Genomic DNA, 15456 nt, shown 5'->3' with positions numbered 1-15456 from the left:
CGCGAGGCAAAGGCGCTTGAGCGGATTAAGCCCTTTGCCGAGGTTGCGCGCCGGGTCCCCCACCGATAGCCCCGATTACCAACAGGTGAGACAAACAGGAGGAGAACCATGCAAGTTTCACAGATGACGGCCAAGATGGCCGATGGCGACGGCTTTATTGCCGCGCTCGACCAGAGCGGCGGCTCCACGCCAAAGGCACTCAAGGGCTACGGCATCGAGGAAGGCGCCTGGTCGACCGAAGAGGAAATGTTCGGCCTGATCCACCAGATGCGCAGCCGCATCATCTCTTCTCCTGCCTTCAGCGGCGAAAAGGTCATCGGTGCGATCCTGTTCGAGCGCACCATGGACGGTCAGGTCGACGGCGTTCCCACCCCGACTGCGCTGATCAACAAGGGCATCGTGCCCTTCATCAAGATCGACAAGGGCCTCGAGGACGAGGCCAACGGCGTGCAGTTGATGAAGCCGATGCCCACGCTCGACGCGCTGCTGGAGCGTTCAAGGGCGCTCGGCGTCTTCGGTACCAAGGAGCGTTCGGTGATCAATTCCGCCAACGCCGAAGGCATCGCCGCCGTGGTCAAGCAGCAGTTCGAGATCGGCCAGCAGGTTCTCTCGCACGGCATGATGCCGATCATCGAGCCCGAGGTGAACATCAAGAGCGAGACGCGCGCCGAGTGCGACAAGATCCTGCTTGCCGAGATCCACAAGAATCTCGACGCGCTGCCGGAAGGCCAGCAGGTCATGCTCAAGCTATCGCTGCCGGTCGTCCCGGGCACGTTCGACGCACTGGTCGATCACCCCAAGGTGCTGCGCGTCGTCGCGCTCTCGGGCGGATACGAGCGTCCCGAGGCCTGCGTCGAGCTGGCCAGGAACAAGGGCATCATCGCCAGCTTCAGCCGTGCGCTGCTGCAGGACCTGCGTGCGCAGATGAGCGACGCGGAGTTCGACGCCTCGCTCGGCGCGGCGATCGATGAGATCTACAAGGGTTCTACCCAGAAGGCCGGTGCCGCTGCGGCTGCCTGACAGGTCTGACCTTGCCGGAATGATGAAAGGCGGTGCCCTGGCGGGCGCCGCCTTTTTTCTTGCGACCTTGGCGGCATCCTGAGGGCGTTATACGTACATCTCCTGATGCCGGTCTGCGCTCCCGATCAAGCATGTGTGCGTAGCGTGGGCCGAGCGGCATGCGAATGCCGGCAAGAATGACCGGGGCGCCAAGCATGTCCCCGGCACCGGAGAGCGGTTCTGCAGGCAGGGGAAAGGCAAGAGTCCGACAGGAGTGGTATGCAGGATCAGATAATCGACCTCGCACTGGAACTGACGAAGGTCACCAAGGCCAAGATTGCCGATCTCGACCAGATCATGATGCGCACGCAGATTCTTTCGATGAATGCGCGCCTGGAAGCCGCGCGCGCTGGCGAAGCGGGCAAGAGCTTCAGCGTCGTGGCGCAGGAGATGGGCTCGGTATCGCGCGAAGTGACGGAACTGTCAGGCTCGCTCAACCTTGCGATCAGCGAGAATGCCGCGCGCATCCAGAATGCCGGCGAAGAAATGATGATGGGATTCAAGGGCAGCCGCTATGCCGACATGGCGCGCAATGCCGTGGAGATCATGGACCGTAACCTCTACGAGCGCTCCTGCGACGTGCGCTGGTGGGCGACTGACAGCGCCGTGGTCAGCGTGGCCGAGCAGCCCGGCGCCGAAGCTGTCGCCCATGCGACATCCCGGCTTGCCACGATCCTGCGGTCCTACACCGTCTATCTCGATCTGTGGATCGCGGACCGTTCCGGCAAGGTTATCGCCAATGGCCGTCCCGACCGCTACCACGGGGTGATCGGAGCCGACGTCTCGCGCGAGGACTGGTTCCGGCGCGGCCTTGCAACCGCTGACGGCGATGATTTCGCGGTCTGCGATGTCGAGAAAGTTGCCCGTCTGGGCAATGCGCAAGTCGCGACATATTCCACTGCCATTCGCGCCGGGGGCGAAACCGGCGGCAGATCCGTGGGTGTGCTGGGGATCTTCTTCGACTGGGAGCCGCAGGCCCGGTCCATCGTCGAGGGCATTTCGCTGTCGCAGGAGGAGCGCAAGCACAGCAAGGTGATGCTGCTCGACTCCCGCTACCGCGTAATTGCCTCGACCGAGCCCGGTGCCTTCGGCAAGACCTATCCGCTCAAGCCTGAGGCCGAATGGGGCTATGGCAACAAGGACGGCAAGATCGTCGCCTATGGCCTGACGCCCGGCTACGAGACCTATCGCGGGCTGGGTTGGTACGGCTGCATCGAGAGCGCGATGAACGCTGCGGCCTAGAGCCCGCCCATGAAGCGGAAGCCGAAGCGGTAGGTTCCCGGATCGATCACGCCGCCGCTTTCGCCTCCGGCTACCCGGTCGGGCCGTATCTCGACGAGTTCAAGGCTTCCGTCTGCTATCTGTAGCGGCTTGCCCGAGGTGATTTCGTGCGTGGCGCTGCCGGAACCGAGGTCGATGCGGATGCGCAGGCGGACCTGCCCGGCCCAGACGCAGCGGGCGTTCATCGGACAGCGGCTGTCTTCAAGGACTTCCAGCGGTGTGACGCGCGGACCGTCGACATAGACGCTCTGGCCAAGCGCGGCGTAGGTGAGGGGCGCTTGATCGTCTCCTGCGCTCTCGCTCGCCTGTTCCTGCGGCGGCGATGGCGGCGGCAGCGGGGCGGACCGCGGCTCTGCTGGAGGTATGATGGTGCACCCGGCAAGGGCGAAAGCGGCCATGAAACCGGCGAGCAGGGCCTGGGATTGTCTTGCGATCATGGGGGCAATCACAACATGTGGCAGATGAACCGCTCCGGAATGCTTGGCGCAAGCCGCGTGCAGGGCTAGAGGGCAGCCATGACCGATCAAATCGACACCGACCAAGCCGAACAGGACGAAATCGAGCGCGAGCCGACGCTGCTCTACCTGATCTCTCCGCTCAAGGTGGACGGGGACTTCCCGCAGCGCCTGGCCCGCGCGCTCGACGCAGGGCCGGTGGCTGCCTTCCAGTTCCGCGTTAAGGACATCGACCAGCACGAGGCCGCGCGCCTTGCCGAGCCGTTGCAGGCGATCTGCGCCGAGCGGGAGGTTGCCTTCATCGTCAACGATTCGATCAGCCTCGCCAAGCGCCTGGGGGCGGACGGCGTGCATCTGGGGCAGGAAGACGGCACCGTCGAGGAAGCGCGCAAGGCGCTTGGCCGCGATGCGCAGATCGGCGTCACCTGTCACGACAGCCGCCACCTTGCAATGGAAGCAGGCGATGCCGGCGCTGACTATGTCGCCTTTGGGGCCTATTTCCCCACGACGACCAAGGACGTGAAGCACAAGGCGGGTCTCGACCTGCTCGAATGGTGGCAGCGCATCTTCGAGATCCCCTGCGTTGCCATCGGCGGGATCACCCCGGAGAACTGCGGAGCGTTGGTAGAGGCCGGAGCGGACTTCCTGGCTGTGTCGGGGGCGGTCTGGAATGGCGATGAGGCGGCCGCGGTGAAGGCCTTCAACGAGGCGATTGCTGCCGCGATGCCGTGATGCCGTGATGCCTTGCGGTCAGGCGAGGACCGCGGTGCTTTCATAGACGAGGCGCACCAGTTCGGCCTGACCGCGCACGCCCAGCTTGGCGTATAGCCGCTTAGAATAATTGCGCGCGGTCTCCAGCGTGAGCCCCATGCGTTCGGCGCTCTCGGCGATCGAATGTCCACCGGCAAGTTCCATGGCCAGCTCGGCCTCACGCGGAGGCAAGTCGTGAACCTGTGCCAGCCGCGCTGCGCCGTCTGCTGGCAATTCGCGGGGTAGCGGGACAAGCGCCAGGATGTCTCCGGGGTCTTCGCTGCCCGCGTCCATGGCCATGAGCAGCGCTTCCATCCGGGGCACCTGGCGCAGCAGAACGGCGCGCGCCGGGCGGCCCGGATCATCCGCAAGGTCCGCCATCGCTGCCGCCAGTTCGCGATCCGTGCCCTGATCGAGGCCGCGCAGCCGTTCGCCGATGCGCGGCTCGGTGCCGCAATGGGCTTCCCAGTAGGTGGCGGTCTCGGGGTCGATGGCGGTGAGGCGCTGGTCGAGATCGAATGTCATCCAGCCCCGTCCGGCGCGGGCGAGGCTCAGGGCATTGATGCGCGCGAGCAGGCGGTCGCGTTCGGCGGCGACCAGATTGCCCAGCGCGATTCCGACATAGGGAGCAAGGTTGGAGAGCAGCGCGCTATCGGCGGCAGAGCAGGGTTTTGCGCGGGCCAGCATCAGCCACGCGGTGAAGCTGTCACCGTCGGTGATGCGGACCACGCGTTCGTCGGCAAGGCCGAGGTTGGCCATTCTGCGCGCGCGGGCCGCCCGCGCTACAGGGTCGTGCTCGACGAGTTCGGAGAGGCTGTATACCCGGTTGGGGCGCAACTGTTCGAAAAGCGCGCGGTCGGTTTCGAATGGATCGGGACTGTTGGTCTCGGCCGCCCGGCGACTCAGGTTCTCGCCCGCGAAATAGGTGGACTTTCGGCCACCTGTCCAATCGTGCGTGTGATGGATAAGTCCGATATGGTTTGCATCGGTTCTGCGGCGGAGGCGCTCGAGGAACGTCGCAAAGCGCGGGTTCTCTTGCATTCCAGTGAACAGGGGAAGGATCAGGTCCGTTTCGTCGGTGCTGGTCAGGGCCATACCCTCCCATATGGGAGGTTCGCGCAAAAGTCATCCCTGCAATGACATGCGCGACAGACGGGCGACGGCCGCGCCGATCCCCGCCGAAGCCCACGCGAAGGGATTGAGATGAAGACACTGACCCACCTCGAGAGGCTGGAGGCCGAGAGCATCCACATCATCCGGGAAGTCGTTGCCGAGGCCGAACGGCCGGTGATGCTCTACTCGGTCGGCAAGGACAGCGCCGTCATGCTGCACCTTGCGCGCAAGGCTTTCTATCCCTCGCCGCCGCCGTTCCCGCTGCTCCACGTCGACACGACCTGGAAGTTCAAGGCGATGTACGAGCTGCGCGACAAGATGGCCGAACTCTCGGGCATGGACCTGCTCGTCTACCAGAACCCCGAAGCGCAGGAGAAGGGCATCAATCCCTTCGACCACGGTTCGCTGCACACCGACATGTGGAAGACCGAGGGGCTCAAGCAGGCGCTGGACAAGTACGGCTTCGACGCTGCCTTCGGCGGTGCCCGCCGCGACGAGGAAAAGAGCCGCGCCAAGGAGCGCATCTTCTCGTTCCGGACTTCCTCGCATGGCTGGGACCCAAAGAACCAGCGCCCCGAGTTGTGGAACCTCTACAATGCCAAGAAGGCGCGCGGGGAATCGATCCGCGTCTTCCCGATCTCGAACTGGACCGAGCTCGACGTGTGGCAGTACATTCACCTCAACGACATTCCGATCGTGCCGCTCTACTTCGCCGAGAAGCGCCCGACCGTTGAGCGCGACGGCATGCTGCTGATGGTCGATGACGAACGCTTCCCGCTGCAGCCGGGCGAGGAGCCGGTCATGCGCTCGATCCGCTTCCGCACGCTGGGCTGCTACCCGCTGACCGGCGCTGTCGAGAGCGAGGCCAAGACCCTCCCCGAGGTGATCCAGGAAACGCTGCTCACCACCACGTCCGAGCGGCAGGGCCGCGCCATCGACAAGGATGCCGGCGGTGCCGGCATGGAAGTCAAGAAGCAGCAGGGGTACTTCTGATGACCGACACCAAGACCCACAACGATCCGGTGTACGTCGTCGACGAGCTGATCTCCAAGGATATCGACGCCTACCTCGAGCAGCATGAACACAAGACGATGCTGCGCTTCATCACCTGCGGCAGCGTCGACGACGGCAAGTCCACCCTGATCGGGCGCCTGCTCTACGATTCGAAGATGATCTTCGAGGACCAGCTCGATGCGCTGACTTCGGATTCGAAGAAGGTCGGTACGCAGGGTCAGGAAATCGACTTTGCACTGCTGGTCGACGGCCTCGCCGCCGAGCGTGAGCAGGGCATCACCATCGACGTCGCCTATCGCTTCTTCAACACCGAGAAGCGCAAGTTCATTGTCGCCGACTGCCCGGGCCACGAACAGTACACCCGCAACATGGTGACCGGCGCCTCGACCGCCGACCTCGCGGTCATCCTGATCGACGCGCGCAAGGGCGTGCTCGTCCAGACGCGCCGTCACAGTTACCTGTGCCACCTGATCGGCATCAAGAACATCGTCCTGGCCGTCAACAAGATGGACCTTGTCGATTACAGCCAGGAAGTCTTCGACAAGATCGTTGCCGATTATTCCGAGTTCGCCAACTCGATCGGGATCGAGAGCTTCACGGCCATGCCGATCTCGGGCTTCAAGGGCGACAACATCACCACGCTCTCGGCGAACACGCCGTGGTACAAGGGGCCGACGCTCGTCGAGCATCTCGAGACCGTCGAAGTCATCAGCTCGGTCGATGCCGACAAGCCGCTGCGCATGCCGGTACAATGGGTCAACCGCCCGAACCTCGACTTCCGCGGTTTCTCGGGCCTTATCGCGACCGGCGCCGTCAGGCCCGGCGACAAGATCCGCGTCCTGCCTTCGGGCAAGACCAGCACGGTCAGCAAGGTCGTCACCTTCGATGGCGAGATCGAAGAGGCCGTGGCCGGCGAGTCGGTCACCGTCTGCTTCGAGGACGAGATCGACTGCTCGCGCGGTTCGGTGATTTCGATCGCCGACAATCCGCCGCAGACGGCCGACCAGTTCGAATCGACTATCGTATGGATGGCAGACGATGCGCTGGTGCCGGGCCGGGCCTACTGGCTCAAGCTTGCCACGCAAACGGTCTCGGTGACGGTCCATGAGCCCAAGTACACGGTCAACGTGAACACGATGGAGCACATGGCGGCCAAGACGCTTGAACTGAACGAGATCGGCGTGGCCGAGATCGTGACCGACAAGCAGATCGTGTTCGAGCCTTATGCGGACAATCGCGCACTGGGCGGGTTCATCCTCGTCGACAAGATGACCAACGCCACGGTTGCGGCGGGCATGATCAACTTCTCGCTGCGCCGTTCGCAGAACGTGCACTGGCAGGCGCTCGATATCGGCCGCAAGCAGCATGCCGCGCTCAAGAACCAGACCCCGGCGGTGCTGTGGTTCACCGGCCTTTCCGGCTCGGGCAAGTCGACCATCGCCAACATGGTCGAGAAGAAGCTGCACCGGATGAACCGGCACACCTTCCTGCTCGACGGCGACAATGTGCGTCATGGCCTGAACAAGGACCTCGGCTTCACTGAAACAGACCGCATCGAGAATATCCGCCGCGTCGGCGAAGTCTCGAAGCTGATGGCCGATGCCGGCCTGATCGTCATCACCGCGTTCATCTCGCCCTTCCAGGCGGATCGCGAAATGGTGCGCTCGATGCTTCCCGAGGGCGAGTTCTTCGAAGTCTTCATCGACACGCCGCTGAAGGTGGCCGAGGCGCGCGACGTCAAGGGCCTCTACAAGAAGGCGCGCTCCGGTGAGCTCAAGAACTTCACCGGCATCGATAGCCCCTACGAAGCGCCGCGCAGCCCGGAAATCCGGATCGACACGACCAAGATGTCGCCTGAAGAAGCGGCGAACCTGATCGTCGATACGCTTCTGGGAGACGCCTGATGACGATGACCGACGGCGATCTCGCCGCGCATCTGGCCGGGGTTGCCGGCAAGATCCTCATCGAGGTCCGCGAATCCGGCATGTTCGAGGGCAAGTCTCTCGGCAAGGCGGGTGACCAGACCGCGAACCAGTTCCTCGTCCACGCGCTGCGTCAGCAGCGCGCGGATGACGGGCTGCTTTCCGAGGAAGAAAAGGACAACGCCGAGCGTTTGTCGAAGGAGCGCGTGTGGATCGTCGATCCGGTCGACGGCACGCGCGAATATGGCGAGGAGCGCTCCGACTGGGCCGTACATGTAGGCATGGCATTCAACGGCGCGCCGGTCCTGGGCGCCGTCGCGCTGCCCGGTCTTGGCGAGGTCCTGCGTTCGGACCAGCCGGGTCAACTTCCCGTCGCGCCCGAGAAGCTGCGCATGGTGGTGAGCCGGACCCGCCCGGCACGGGAAGCGACCGGCGTGTGCGAGGCGATCGGCGGTGAACTCGTGCCCATGGGCTCGGCCGGCGCAAAGGCCATGGCGATCCTGCGCGGCGAAGCGGATATCTACCTTCACTCGGGCGGACAGTACGAATGGGACAGCTGCGCGCCAGCCGCGGTTGCGCTGGGCTGGGGCCTGCATGTGTCGCGCATCGACGGCAGCCCACTCGTCTACAACCAGCAGGACGTCTATATGCCCGACTTGCTGATCTGCCGTAAGGAACATGCCGCAATGGTCTTGCGCGAAGTGAAGGCCTTCCTGTGATTCAGATGCTTGCGGAGAGGGCCGGTCTCAAGCGCCCCTCCGCCAGCCTGCCGGGTGCAACAGGCGTCATAATAATTGCACTAGTCAATTATAAGCAAGACTACTAAGTTTGCGGCCATGGAAAGAAGGCTCGGCACACTCTTGGGGCAGGTCGCGCGGCTGATGCGCCGCAGTTTCGATCAGCGCGCGCGGGAAATCGGCATCACGCGCCCGCAGTGGCAAGTCATCTACGTCTTGCGTCGCCATGAGGGCATCAAGCAGGGCGAACTTGCTGAAATGCTCGAAGTCGAACCGATCACTGCCGGGCGCATGATCGATCGCATGCAGGACGCTGGCCTTGTCGAGCGCCGGGCCGATCCGTCCGATCGCCGGGCCTGGCGTCTGTTCCTGACCGAACGGGGCCTGGGCCTTGTCGGACAGTTGGAGCCGCTGTCGGAGGAAATTTCCGACCTGGCTCTTGCCGGCGTGTCGGCTTCAGAACAGACCCAGCTGTTCGAAACTCTCGAGAAGATCCGCCTGAACCTTTCCGTCAAGCCTGTTGCGACCGCTCACGACAGGAAGTGAATGGCCGACGGCGACGGGCATCAGTTCGCGCCCGCAGGGGCGCTCAGATGTTGATACGGGTGGTCGGTCCCTCGGAAGGTGGCAGCTTCACTTCGCCACCGGAAATGGCTGCGTGCTGCCGGTCATGCGCGAGGACGGTGATCGTATCGCGTGGCCCAGCGCCCCCCCAGGCGCTCGTGAAATCCGTCGAGGGAAACAGTTCGAGCGCTCGCCGCATGATCTCTAGAGGGATTTCGGCGCCGGCGCAGGCGATCCCCCGCAGCGTCGAGAGATCCCGCGCCATGCCCGCTTCCATCTGCTCGACGATGCGTGCCAGCAGGGCCGGGATCACCAGAGCCTGAGAGACGCGCTGCGCTTCCACCAGTGCAAACCAGCCCTCGGCGGTGATGCCGGGCAACAGGATGACCTTGCGATGGGCGTTCATCGCGCAGAGCAGGGCGAGAATTCCCGTGGCATCATGGGGAGGCACTGCGAGCAGGGTAACGCCGGGTTCGTCGGTCGAAAGCGTGTGCGGGGCACGGGAGACGTGTTCCAGCAGCTCTGCATGGCGGAAGATTTCGGCCTTGGGCGACCCATTTGTGGTGTGCTGGAAAATCTCGATCGCCACGCCTTCGCCAGGATCGTACTCACGGGCATCGTCGGCAGGGACGGTTTCCTGCGCCTTGAGGCTGAATTCCTCGCGCGAGAAGATCGTGTGTTCCTGCGAACCGGCAATGCGGGTGGCGCGTTCCTCGTCGCCGATCACGAGGGCTGGAGCGAGACGCTCCAGTTCGGTGGTCAGCACTTCGTCAGGCAGGGCGCAATCTAGCGGGCAGTACGGCACGCCTGCCAGAGCTGCGCCGAACATCGCGAAGACGGCGGCCTCGCTGCTTTCGTCGATGATTGCGACGGACTCGGCTTCGCTCTCTTGGATCAGTTCGAAAGCGCCGCGCGCGGCATCGAGCAGATCCCCGTATCGCCACGATCGCGCATTGCAGACCAATCCGATGTGGTCGGGTGCGGATGCGGCCGCGCGTTCGAGAAGGAGTGCGATGTTCATCTGATCTACTCAGCCTGAGGGACCGTGACGGCAGGGTGGTTGAAAGATCGGGGAAGGCGCGGAGGAGCGATGTTCGCGCGAAAGGCCGCGGGCCTGAAGTGCAAGCTCGGGAAATGATGCAGCAACTGTCAGCCGGGTCTCGACCATGGTCTCGACATCCTCACCGCTTTTTGATCTGCTTTCCGCTGAATGTAGTGCTTTTCGATGCAAAAGTCAGGGGGTGAGGGCGTATTTGGCGGCCGCAATCCCGACCGAATGCGCGCCGCGCGAATCAGCCGCGACAAACGTTCTCGTAAATGCGCGCCATGAAATCGTGCAGCGTATCGATCTCCTCTGCGGAGAAGTTGCCGAACATGCGCTCTTCGCCTGCCGCGGCGATCTGGTGGAGTTGTTCGAGTAAGGGCGTGGCTGCATCCGTCAGGTATACGGCGCGGGCCCTGCGGTCGTCCTTGCGGTCGCGCCGGACCAGCAGGCCTTCGGCACAGAGCCTGTCGATAAGGCGTCCCGCCGAGGCTTCCGACATCTCCAGGTGCTCCGCAATCACGCGTTGGGTGGCACCTGGATTGCGGGAAACTACGGCGATCAGGGTCCATTGTGACCGGGTGACGTTGAGCGCTGCCACCTTGCGATCGAAATTGTTGCGTATGAGCCGGGCAATTACGGTCAAGTTCAGGGCAATCTGGCGGCGGGCGCTGTCGTTTTCGCCGCTGAGAGGATTTTTCGGGATGTCCGCGGTTGTCTTCTCAGCCTCAGTCGCCACGCCCGCTCCTTGTCGATTGTTCAACTCGCGTGCAGTGCGTCGGCGCTAGTGGAACCGATACAATTGCACATTGCGTAGGTGGGCTTCGCCGAGGTGCCGGGTCAAGTTCCCGGGCCGAGTTTTCGACCAATTGATAAATCGCCAGCCTGTGTGCAGTGCGCAACAGCTGGCAATCTATTCCGCTGCTACCGTGTCGCTTGCCTGATCGCCGCCCAGGACGCGGTAAAGCGTGATCCGGTTCGAGGCGACGGCCAGTCGCACAGAGACCTCCGCCTTGCGCGCCGAATAGAGGCTGCGCTGGGCGTCGAGATTGTCGAGATAGCTGTCGATGCCCTGCCTGTAGCGGGCCTCGGTCAACTTCCCGGTGTCGCTGGCAGCTTCGGTGAAAGCCTGGGCCGAGCGCAGTCGCTCTGCGAGCGTCCCCTGATCGGCCAGTGCGTCGGCCACTTCGCTGAAGGCGGTCTGGATCGTCTTCTCGTAAGTCGCGAGAGCCGCATCGCGCCGTGCCTTGGCAACATCGACATTCGCGGCCTTGCCGCCGGCGTTGAAGATCGACCAGCTGGCATCGCCCCCGCCGGTGGCCGAGAAGGCGCCGTCGGTAAACAGCGATGACAGCGAATTGCTGGCAAATCCCAGAAGGCCGGTCAGCGAGATCGAGGGGAAGAGCTGGGCGCGGGCAACGCCGATGTCTGCATTGGCAGCGCGCAGGTCGAATTCCGCACCGATGACGTCGGGGCGGCGAAGCAGGACTTGGGAACTCGTCCCGGCCGGCAGTACGGCAAGGCTGTCGTTGACCTGGGCGATGCTGCCGGGAAGCAGGGCCTGATCGAAGTCGGCGCCGACCAGCAGGCGGATTGCATTGACGTCTTGAGCCAGCGCCGTTTGCTGCGAGGCGAGGTCGCCGCGCGCGGTTTCGAGGATCTGTTGGGCCTGTCGCAGATCCGTGCGCGGGGCGACGCCCGCTTTGAGCAGGGCGCCAGTCAGTTCCACGCTGCGCTGCGCATTCGCTGCGGTTTCCTGCGCGATGCGCAGCAGGTCCTTGTCCGCAGCGTAAGTGGACCAGGCGCGGGCGAGATCCGCGACGAGGCCGAGGCGGACGGTGCGGGCTGCCGATTCCGTCGAAAGTGCAGCATTGCGCTGCGCTTCAGTGGCATTGGCGAGCTTGCCGAACAGGTCCAGTTCGAAACTGGAAACGCCGCCCTGCGTTGAATAGGACCAGCCGTCGCTGCCGCTACCCTGTCGATCGGTATAGGTCGCCGCGCCGCTCACGCCGAGTTCGGGGAACTGGTCGGAACGTACGACCCGCACCTGAGCACGGGAGGCCGCCACATTGGCGGCGGCCACGCGCAAGTCGCGATTATTGTCCAGGGCTTGCCGGATCAGCGCCTGCAGTCGCTCGTCGCGAAAGATCTCGGTGTAGGACACCAGGGGAAGGGCCGCTTCGCTCTGCGCGAGATAGGCGTCTCCCGCGGGCCAGGAAACCGGGACCGGGGCGGCGGGCTGGACATACTTCGGCGCCATCGAGCAGGCTCCCAGCGCCATCGCCGGGAGCATCACGGAAAGGCGTGCCCTGTGGGAGAGCTTCATGCGCCTTCTCCCGCTGCGGAGCGTCGCTCGGCAAGCTTGCGCCGGGCTGCCGCCAGACCGTCGCGAACACCGCGCCGGACAAGGACGAAGAACAGCGGTATGTAGAAGATGGCCAGGATCGTGGCCGTCAGCATCCCGCCGACGACGGCGGTGCCGATGGCCACGCGGCTGTTGGCGCCGGCACCCGTGGCCAGTGCCAGGGGCAGCACGCCGAAGATGAAGGCGAAGCTCGTCATCAGAATCGGGCGCAGGCGGATACGCGCCGCTTCGAGAGCGGCATCGATCACGCGCTTGCCCTGCCGCTCGGCCTGCTCGGCGAACTCGATCATGAGGATCGCGTTCTTCGCGGCGAGCCCCATCGTGGTGAGCAGGCCGATCTGCAGATAGACGTCGTTTTCAAGGCCGCGCAGGGTCACGAAGACGATGGCTCCCAGCAGGCCTAGCGGGATCACCATGATCACCGCGATCGGGATCGACCAGCTTTCGTAGAGTGCGGCAAGGCACAGGAACACGACCAGCAACGAGAGGCCATAAAGCAGGGGCCCCTGACCGGTAGAGAGCCGCTCCTGGTAGGAAGAGCCCGCCCATGCCACGCTCGTGCCGGGGATTTGGCTGGCCAGCTCTTCCATCACGTCCATCGCCGTGCCTGAACTGACGCCGGGCGCAGGCGTGCCCGAAAATTCGTAGGCTTGAAGACCGTTGAAGCGCGAGCTGCTGCTTGGCGCGGTGGACCAGCTTACATTCGAGAAGGCCGAGAATGGCGCCATCTGCCCGTTGGAACCGCGCACGAACCACTGGTTGAGGTCTTCAGGGCGCGAACGGTACTGCGCCTCCCCCTGGACGTAGACTTTCTTGATGCGTCCCTCATCGAGGAAATCGTTGACGTAATTGCCGCCCCAGGCCGTGCTCAGGGTCGCGTTCACATCGCTTTGCGACAGGCCATAGGTACTAAGCGCTTGCGTGTTGGTATCGACTTTCAGGGTGGAGACGTCAGGCAAGTCGCTGAGGCGAACTTGTGCAAGGCGGGAATCGCTGTTCGCCAGTGCCAGGAGCTTGTCGCGCGCGGCGGCGAATTCGGTCCGGCTCAATTCGCCGTTGTTCTGCAGCTCCATGGTGAAGCCGGAATTCTGACCGAGACCGCGGATCGAACCGGGGACAAGCGCGAAGACCTGCGCGTTGCGCAAGCCGCTGAATGCCGCCGAAGCACGATCGACGATGGCCTGCGCGCTGTTCTCTTTGCCCGGGCGATCGTCCCAGTCGACCAGGTTGAGGAATCCGGTGCCGGTGTTCTGGCCTGCTGCTCCGAGGCCGCCACCCGAAATCGTGAGCATACCGGAGACGAGCTCCTTGTTGTCGCCGAGGAAGTACTTCTCGACCTGATCTTGCACTTCCTCGGTCTTGGAGCGTGGCGTGCCGGCCGGAAGGCGCCACTGCACGAAGATCGAACCCTGGTCCTCGTTGGGCAGGAAGCCGGTGGGAAGCCTGATGAACAGGGCATAGGTCGCAATGCAGACAACTGCGAAGATGCCGAGCCACCGCCACTTTTGCTCGACCACGCGCTCGACCGCCCTGCCGTAGCGTTCCGTGCCGGTTTCTACAGTACGGTTGAAGCCCTTGTGGAACCTGTCCCAGAACCGCTCGAGCCACGGCAGGCGCCGTTCGATCCAGGTTGGTTCCTCTTCGCCGTTCTTGGGCTTGAGCAGGGTGGAGGTGAGCGCCGGACTGAGGATCAGCGCAACCAGAACCGAGAGCACCATGGCCGATACGATCGTGAGCGAGAACTGGCGATAGATTACACCGGTGGAGCCACCGAAGAAAGCCATCGGCAGGAATACAGCCGAAAGCACCAGTGCGATCGCGACGAGGGCGACCTGTATTTCCTGCATCGACAGGATGGTCGCCTCACGAGCGCTCATGCCCGGATTTTCCTCCATGAGCCGTTCGACGTTCTCGACCACGACGATGGCATCGTCGACCAGCAGACCGATTGCCAGAACCAGCCCGAACAGGGTCATCGTGTTGATGGAAAAACCGGCGAGATAGAAGATCCCGAAAGTGCCGAGCAGGACGACCGGAACGGCGATGGCCGGGATGAGCGTGGCGCGCCAGCTCTGCAGGAAGATGAACATCACCAGCACTACGAGGACGATGGCCTCGAACAGGGCCTTTGCCACTTCCGAGATCGACAGCTTGATGAAGGTCGTGGAATCGTTGGCATAGATATAGTTCATGCCGTCCGGCAGGTCCGACGACATGGCGGTCATCGCCGTCTTGACGCGCTCTGCGGTCTGCAGTGCGTCGGCGCCCGGCGACAAGGAAATCGAGATGCCGGCGCCGGGATGCCCGTTGACGCGGGTGAGCGAGGAATAGTTTTCCGCCCCGATCTCTACCCTTGCGACGTCGCCGATGGTCACGGTCGAGCCATCGCTCTTCGTCTTGATGACGATCCGGCGAAACTGCTCGGGGGTCTGCAGGCGCGAACCGGCGGTGACGATGGCATCGAGAGCCTGGTCTTCGGGCGAGGGCAGGCCGCCGACTTCGCCGGCCGCGACTTCGGTGTTCTGGGCCTTGATCGCGGTGATCACGTCGCTGGGCATGAGCGAGACCGCGGCGAGCCTTGTCGGATCGAGCCAGATGCGCATGGCGTGCGGCGATCCGAAGACGCGAACGTCACCCACGCCCTCGATGCGCGAGAGCGGGTCCTGGATGTGCGATGTCAGGTAATCGGAAACGTCCTGATTCGAACGCGTGTCGGTCGCGTCATAGACGGCAACGACGAGCAGCTGGTCCGGATTGGACTTGGTGACCCTTACGCCCTGGTTCTGCACCGATTGCGGCAGGCGGGACAGCGCGGTCTGTACCTTGTTCTGGACCTGGACCTGGGCAATGTCCGGATCGGTGCCCTTGTTGAAGACGGCAGTGATCGTGCCCTGGCCGCGATTGGTCGACTGCGAACTGAAATAAAGGAGGCCGTCGATACCGGTGAGCTGCTGCTCGATGATCTGCGTTACGCTGTTCTCGACCGTCTCGGCAGAAGCGCCGGGGTAGCTGGCGCGAATGTTGACTTCGGTCGGCGCAATGTCCGGGTATTGCTCATTGGGCAGAAGCGCGAGCGCGCCGATGCCTCCAAGCATGACGATGATCGCAAGCACCCAGGCGAAAATCGGGCGGTCGATGAAAATCCGGGACATTC

General features: G+C 63.7%; 13 protein-coding genes. 7 read left to right on the top strand and 6 right to left on the bottom strand.

All coding sequences use genetic code 11. The features are described 5' to 3' along the window. The first annotated feature begins 108 nt into the window (after positions 1 to 108). Positions 109 to 1020, top strand: a complete 912-nt coding sequence (locus PP1Y_RS20300) for a fructose bisphosphate aldolase (RefSeq protein ID WP_013833885.1) — start codon at positions 109 to 111, stop codon at positions 1018 to 1020. A gap of 258 nt (positions 1021 to 1278) precedes the next feature. Next, entirely contained in the window at positions 1279 to 2301 is a 1023-nt protein-coding gene (locus tag PP1Y_RS20295) for a methyl-accepting chemotaxis protein (RefSeq protein WP_007014949.1), read from the top strand. On the opposite strand, the gene PP1Y_RS20290 is transcribed toward PP1Y_RS20295, so the two are convergent. Next, positions 2298 to 2777 (bottom strand): hypothetical protein, encoded by a 480-nt coding sequence (locus PP1Y_RS20290; RefSeq protein ID WP_232512471.1) that lies wholly within the window; start codon positions 2775 to 2777, stop codon positions 2298 to 2300. The genes PP1Y_RS20295 and PP1Y_RS20290 overlap by 4 nt on opposite strands. A 78-nt stretch (positions 2778 to 2855) precedes the next feature. Between PP1Y_RS20290 and thiE the strand changes: the two genes are divergently transcribed. Further along, positions 2856 to 3527, top strand: coding sequence for a thiamine phosphate synthase (gene thiE / locus PP1Y_RS20285; protein ID WP_013833883.1), 672 nt, complete (start codon positions 2856 to 2858; stop codon positions 3525 to 3527). Positions 3528 to 3545: 18 nt separating this feature from the next. On the opposite strand, the gene PP1Y_RS20280 is transcribed toward thiE, so the two are convergent. Continuing rightward, complete coding sequence (locus PP1Y_RS20280) at positions 3546 to 4640, bottom strand: helix-turn-helix transcriptional regulator (protein ID WP_013833882.1); 1095 nt, start codon at positions 4638 to 4640, stop codon at positions 3546 to 3548. Between the two features lie 108 nt (positions 4641 to 4748). Here PP1Y_RS20280 and cysD point away from each other — a divergent pair, with 108 nt between their 5' ends. The 4 genes from cysD (at position 4749) to PP1Y_RS20260 (ending at position 8877) form a co-directional block, all read left to right on the top strand. After that, on the top strand, positions 4749 to 5651 hold the full coding sequence (cysD, locus tag PP1Y_RS20275) for a sulfate adenylyltransferase subunit CysD (RefSeq protein ID WP_007014954.1): 903 nt from the start codon (positions 4749 to 4751) through the stop codon (positions 5649 to 5651). Further along, a complete protein-coding gene (gene cysN, locus PP1Y_RS20270; RefSeq protein WP_013833881.1) occupies positions 5651 to 7576 on the top strand; it encodes a sulfate adenylyltransferase subunit CysN in 1926 nt (641 codons plus the stop codon). Before cysD ends, cysN begins: the two co-directional genes overlap by 1 nt. After that, on the top strand, positions 7576 to 8313 hold the full coding sequence (locus tag PP1Y_RS20265) for a 3'(2'),5'-bisphosphate nucleotidase CysQ (protein ID WP_041559036.1): 738 nt from the start codon (positions 7576 to 7578) through the stop codon (positions 8311 to 8313). Before cysN ends, PP1Y_RS20265 begins: the two co-directional genes overlap by 1 nt. A gap of 117 nt (positions 8314 to 8430) precedes the next feature. Beyond that, entirely contained in the window at positions 8431 to 8877 is a 447-nt protein-coding gene (locus PP1Y_RS20260; RefSeq protein ID WP_013833878.1) for a MarR family winged helix-turn-helix transcriptional regulator, read from the top strand. A gap of 43 nt (positions 8878 to 8920) precedes the next feature. On the opposite strand, the gene PP1Y_RS20255 is transcribed toward PP1Y_RS20260, so the two are convergent. The 4 genes from PP1Y_RS20255 to PP1Y_RS20240 all read right to left on the bottom strand — a co-directional run bounded on the left by PP1Y_RS20255 (position 8921) and on the right by PP1Y_RS20240 (position 15454). Next, positions 8921 to 9916, bottom strand: coding sequence for a class I adenylate-forming enzyme family protein (locus PP1Y_RS20255; protein ID WP_013833877.1), 996 nt, complete (start codon positions 9914 to 9916; stop codon positions 8921 to 8923). Positions 9917 to 10187: 271 nt separating this feature from the next. Beyond that, positions 10188 to 10676, bottom strand: a complete 489-nt coding sequence (locus PP1Y_RS20250; RefSeq protein ID WP_013833876.1) for a MarR family winged helix-turn-helix transcriptional regulator — start codon at positions 10674 to 10676, stop codon at positions 10188 to 10190. A gap of 174 nt (positions 10677 to 10850) precedes the next feature. Then, the gene (locus tag PP1Y_RS20245; protein WP_013833875.1) at positions 10851 to 12263 is read right to left on the bottom strand and encodes an efflux transporter outer membrane subunit; all 1413 of its coding nucleotides are present in this window, start codon (positions 12261 to 12263) and stop codon (positions 10851 to 10853) included. Further along, positions 12260 to 15454: an efflux RND transporter permease subunit gene (locus tag PP1Y_RS20240; RefSeq protein ID WP_013833874.1), complete on the bottom strand. Its 3195-nt coding sequence runs from the start codon at positions 15452 to 15454 to the stop codon at positions 12260 to 12262. Before PP1Y_RS20240 ends, PP1Y_RS20245 begins: the two co-directional genes overlap by 4 nt. Between the last annotated feature and the right edge of the window lie 2 nt (positions 15455 to 15456).

The sequence above is a fragment of the Novosphingobium sp. PP1Y genome (genome assembly GCF_000253255.1).
GTDB lineage: Bacteria > Pseudomonadota > Alphaproteobacteria > Sphingomonadales > Sphingomonadaceae > Novosphingobium.
Note: the sequence above shows the minus strand (reverse complement) of the source record. Positions and strands in the feature narration are given on the sequence as shown.

What these genes read in the sequence shown, in the direction of transcription:
- PP1Y_RS20300 (WP_013833885.1), top strand. Translation starts at nt 109, where the DNA reads ATGCAAGTTTCACAGATGACGGCCAAGATGGCCGATGGCGACGGCTTT.
- PP1Y_RS20295 (WP_007014949.1), top strand. Translation starts at nt 1,279, where the DNA reads ATGCAGGATCAGATAATCGACCTCGCACTGGAACTGACGAAGGTCACC.
- PP1Y_RS20290 (WP_232512471.1), bottom strand. Translation starts at nt 2,777, where the DNA reads ATGATCGCAAGACAATCCCAGGCCCTGCTCGCCGGTTTCATGGCCGCT.
- thiE (WP_013833883.1), top strand. Translation starts at nt 2,856, where the DNA reads ATGACCGATCAAATCGACACCGACCAAGCCGAACAGGACGAAATCGAG.
- PP1Y_RS20280 (WP_013833882.1), bottom strand. Translation starts at nt 4,640, where the DNA reads ATGGCCCTGACCAGCACCGACGAAACGGACCTGATCCTTCCCCTGTTC.
- cysD (WP_007014954.1), top strand. Translation starts at nt 4,749, where the DNA reads ATGAAGACACTGACCCACCTCGAGAGGCTGGAGGCCGAGAGCATCCAC.
- cysN (WP_013833881.1), top strand. Translation starts at nt 5,651, where the DNA reads ATGACCGACACCAAGACCCACAACGATCCGGTGTACGTCGTCGACGAG.
- PP1Y_RS20265 (WP_041559036.1), top strand. Translation starts at nt 7,576, where the DNA reads ATGACGATGACCGACGGCGATCTCGCCGCGCATCTGGCCGGGGTTGCC.
- PP1Y_RS20260 (WP_013833878.1), top strand. Translation starts at nt 8,431, where the DNA reads ATGGAAAGAAGGCTCGGCACACTCTTGGGGCAGGTCGCGCGGCTGATG.
- PP1Y_RS20255 (WP_013833877.1), bottom strand. Translation starts at nt 9,916, where the DNA reads ATGAACATCGCACTCCTTCTCGAACGCGCGGCCGCATCCGCACCCGAC.
- PP1Y_RS20245 (WP_013833875.1), bottom strand. Translation starts at nt 12,263, where the DNA reads ATGAAGCTCTCCCACAGGGCACGCCTTTCCGTGATGCTCCCGGCGATG.
- PP1Y_RS20240 (WP_013833874.1), bottom strand. Translation starts at nt 15,454, where the DNA reads ATGTCCCGGATTTTCATCGACCGCCCGATTTTCGCCTGGGTGCTTGCG.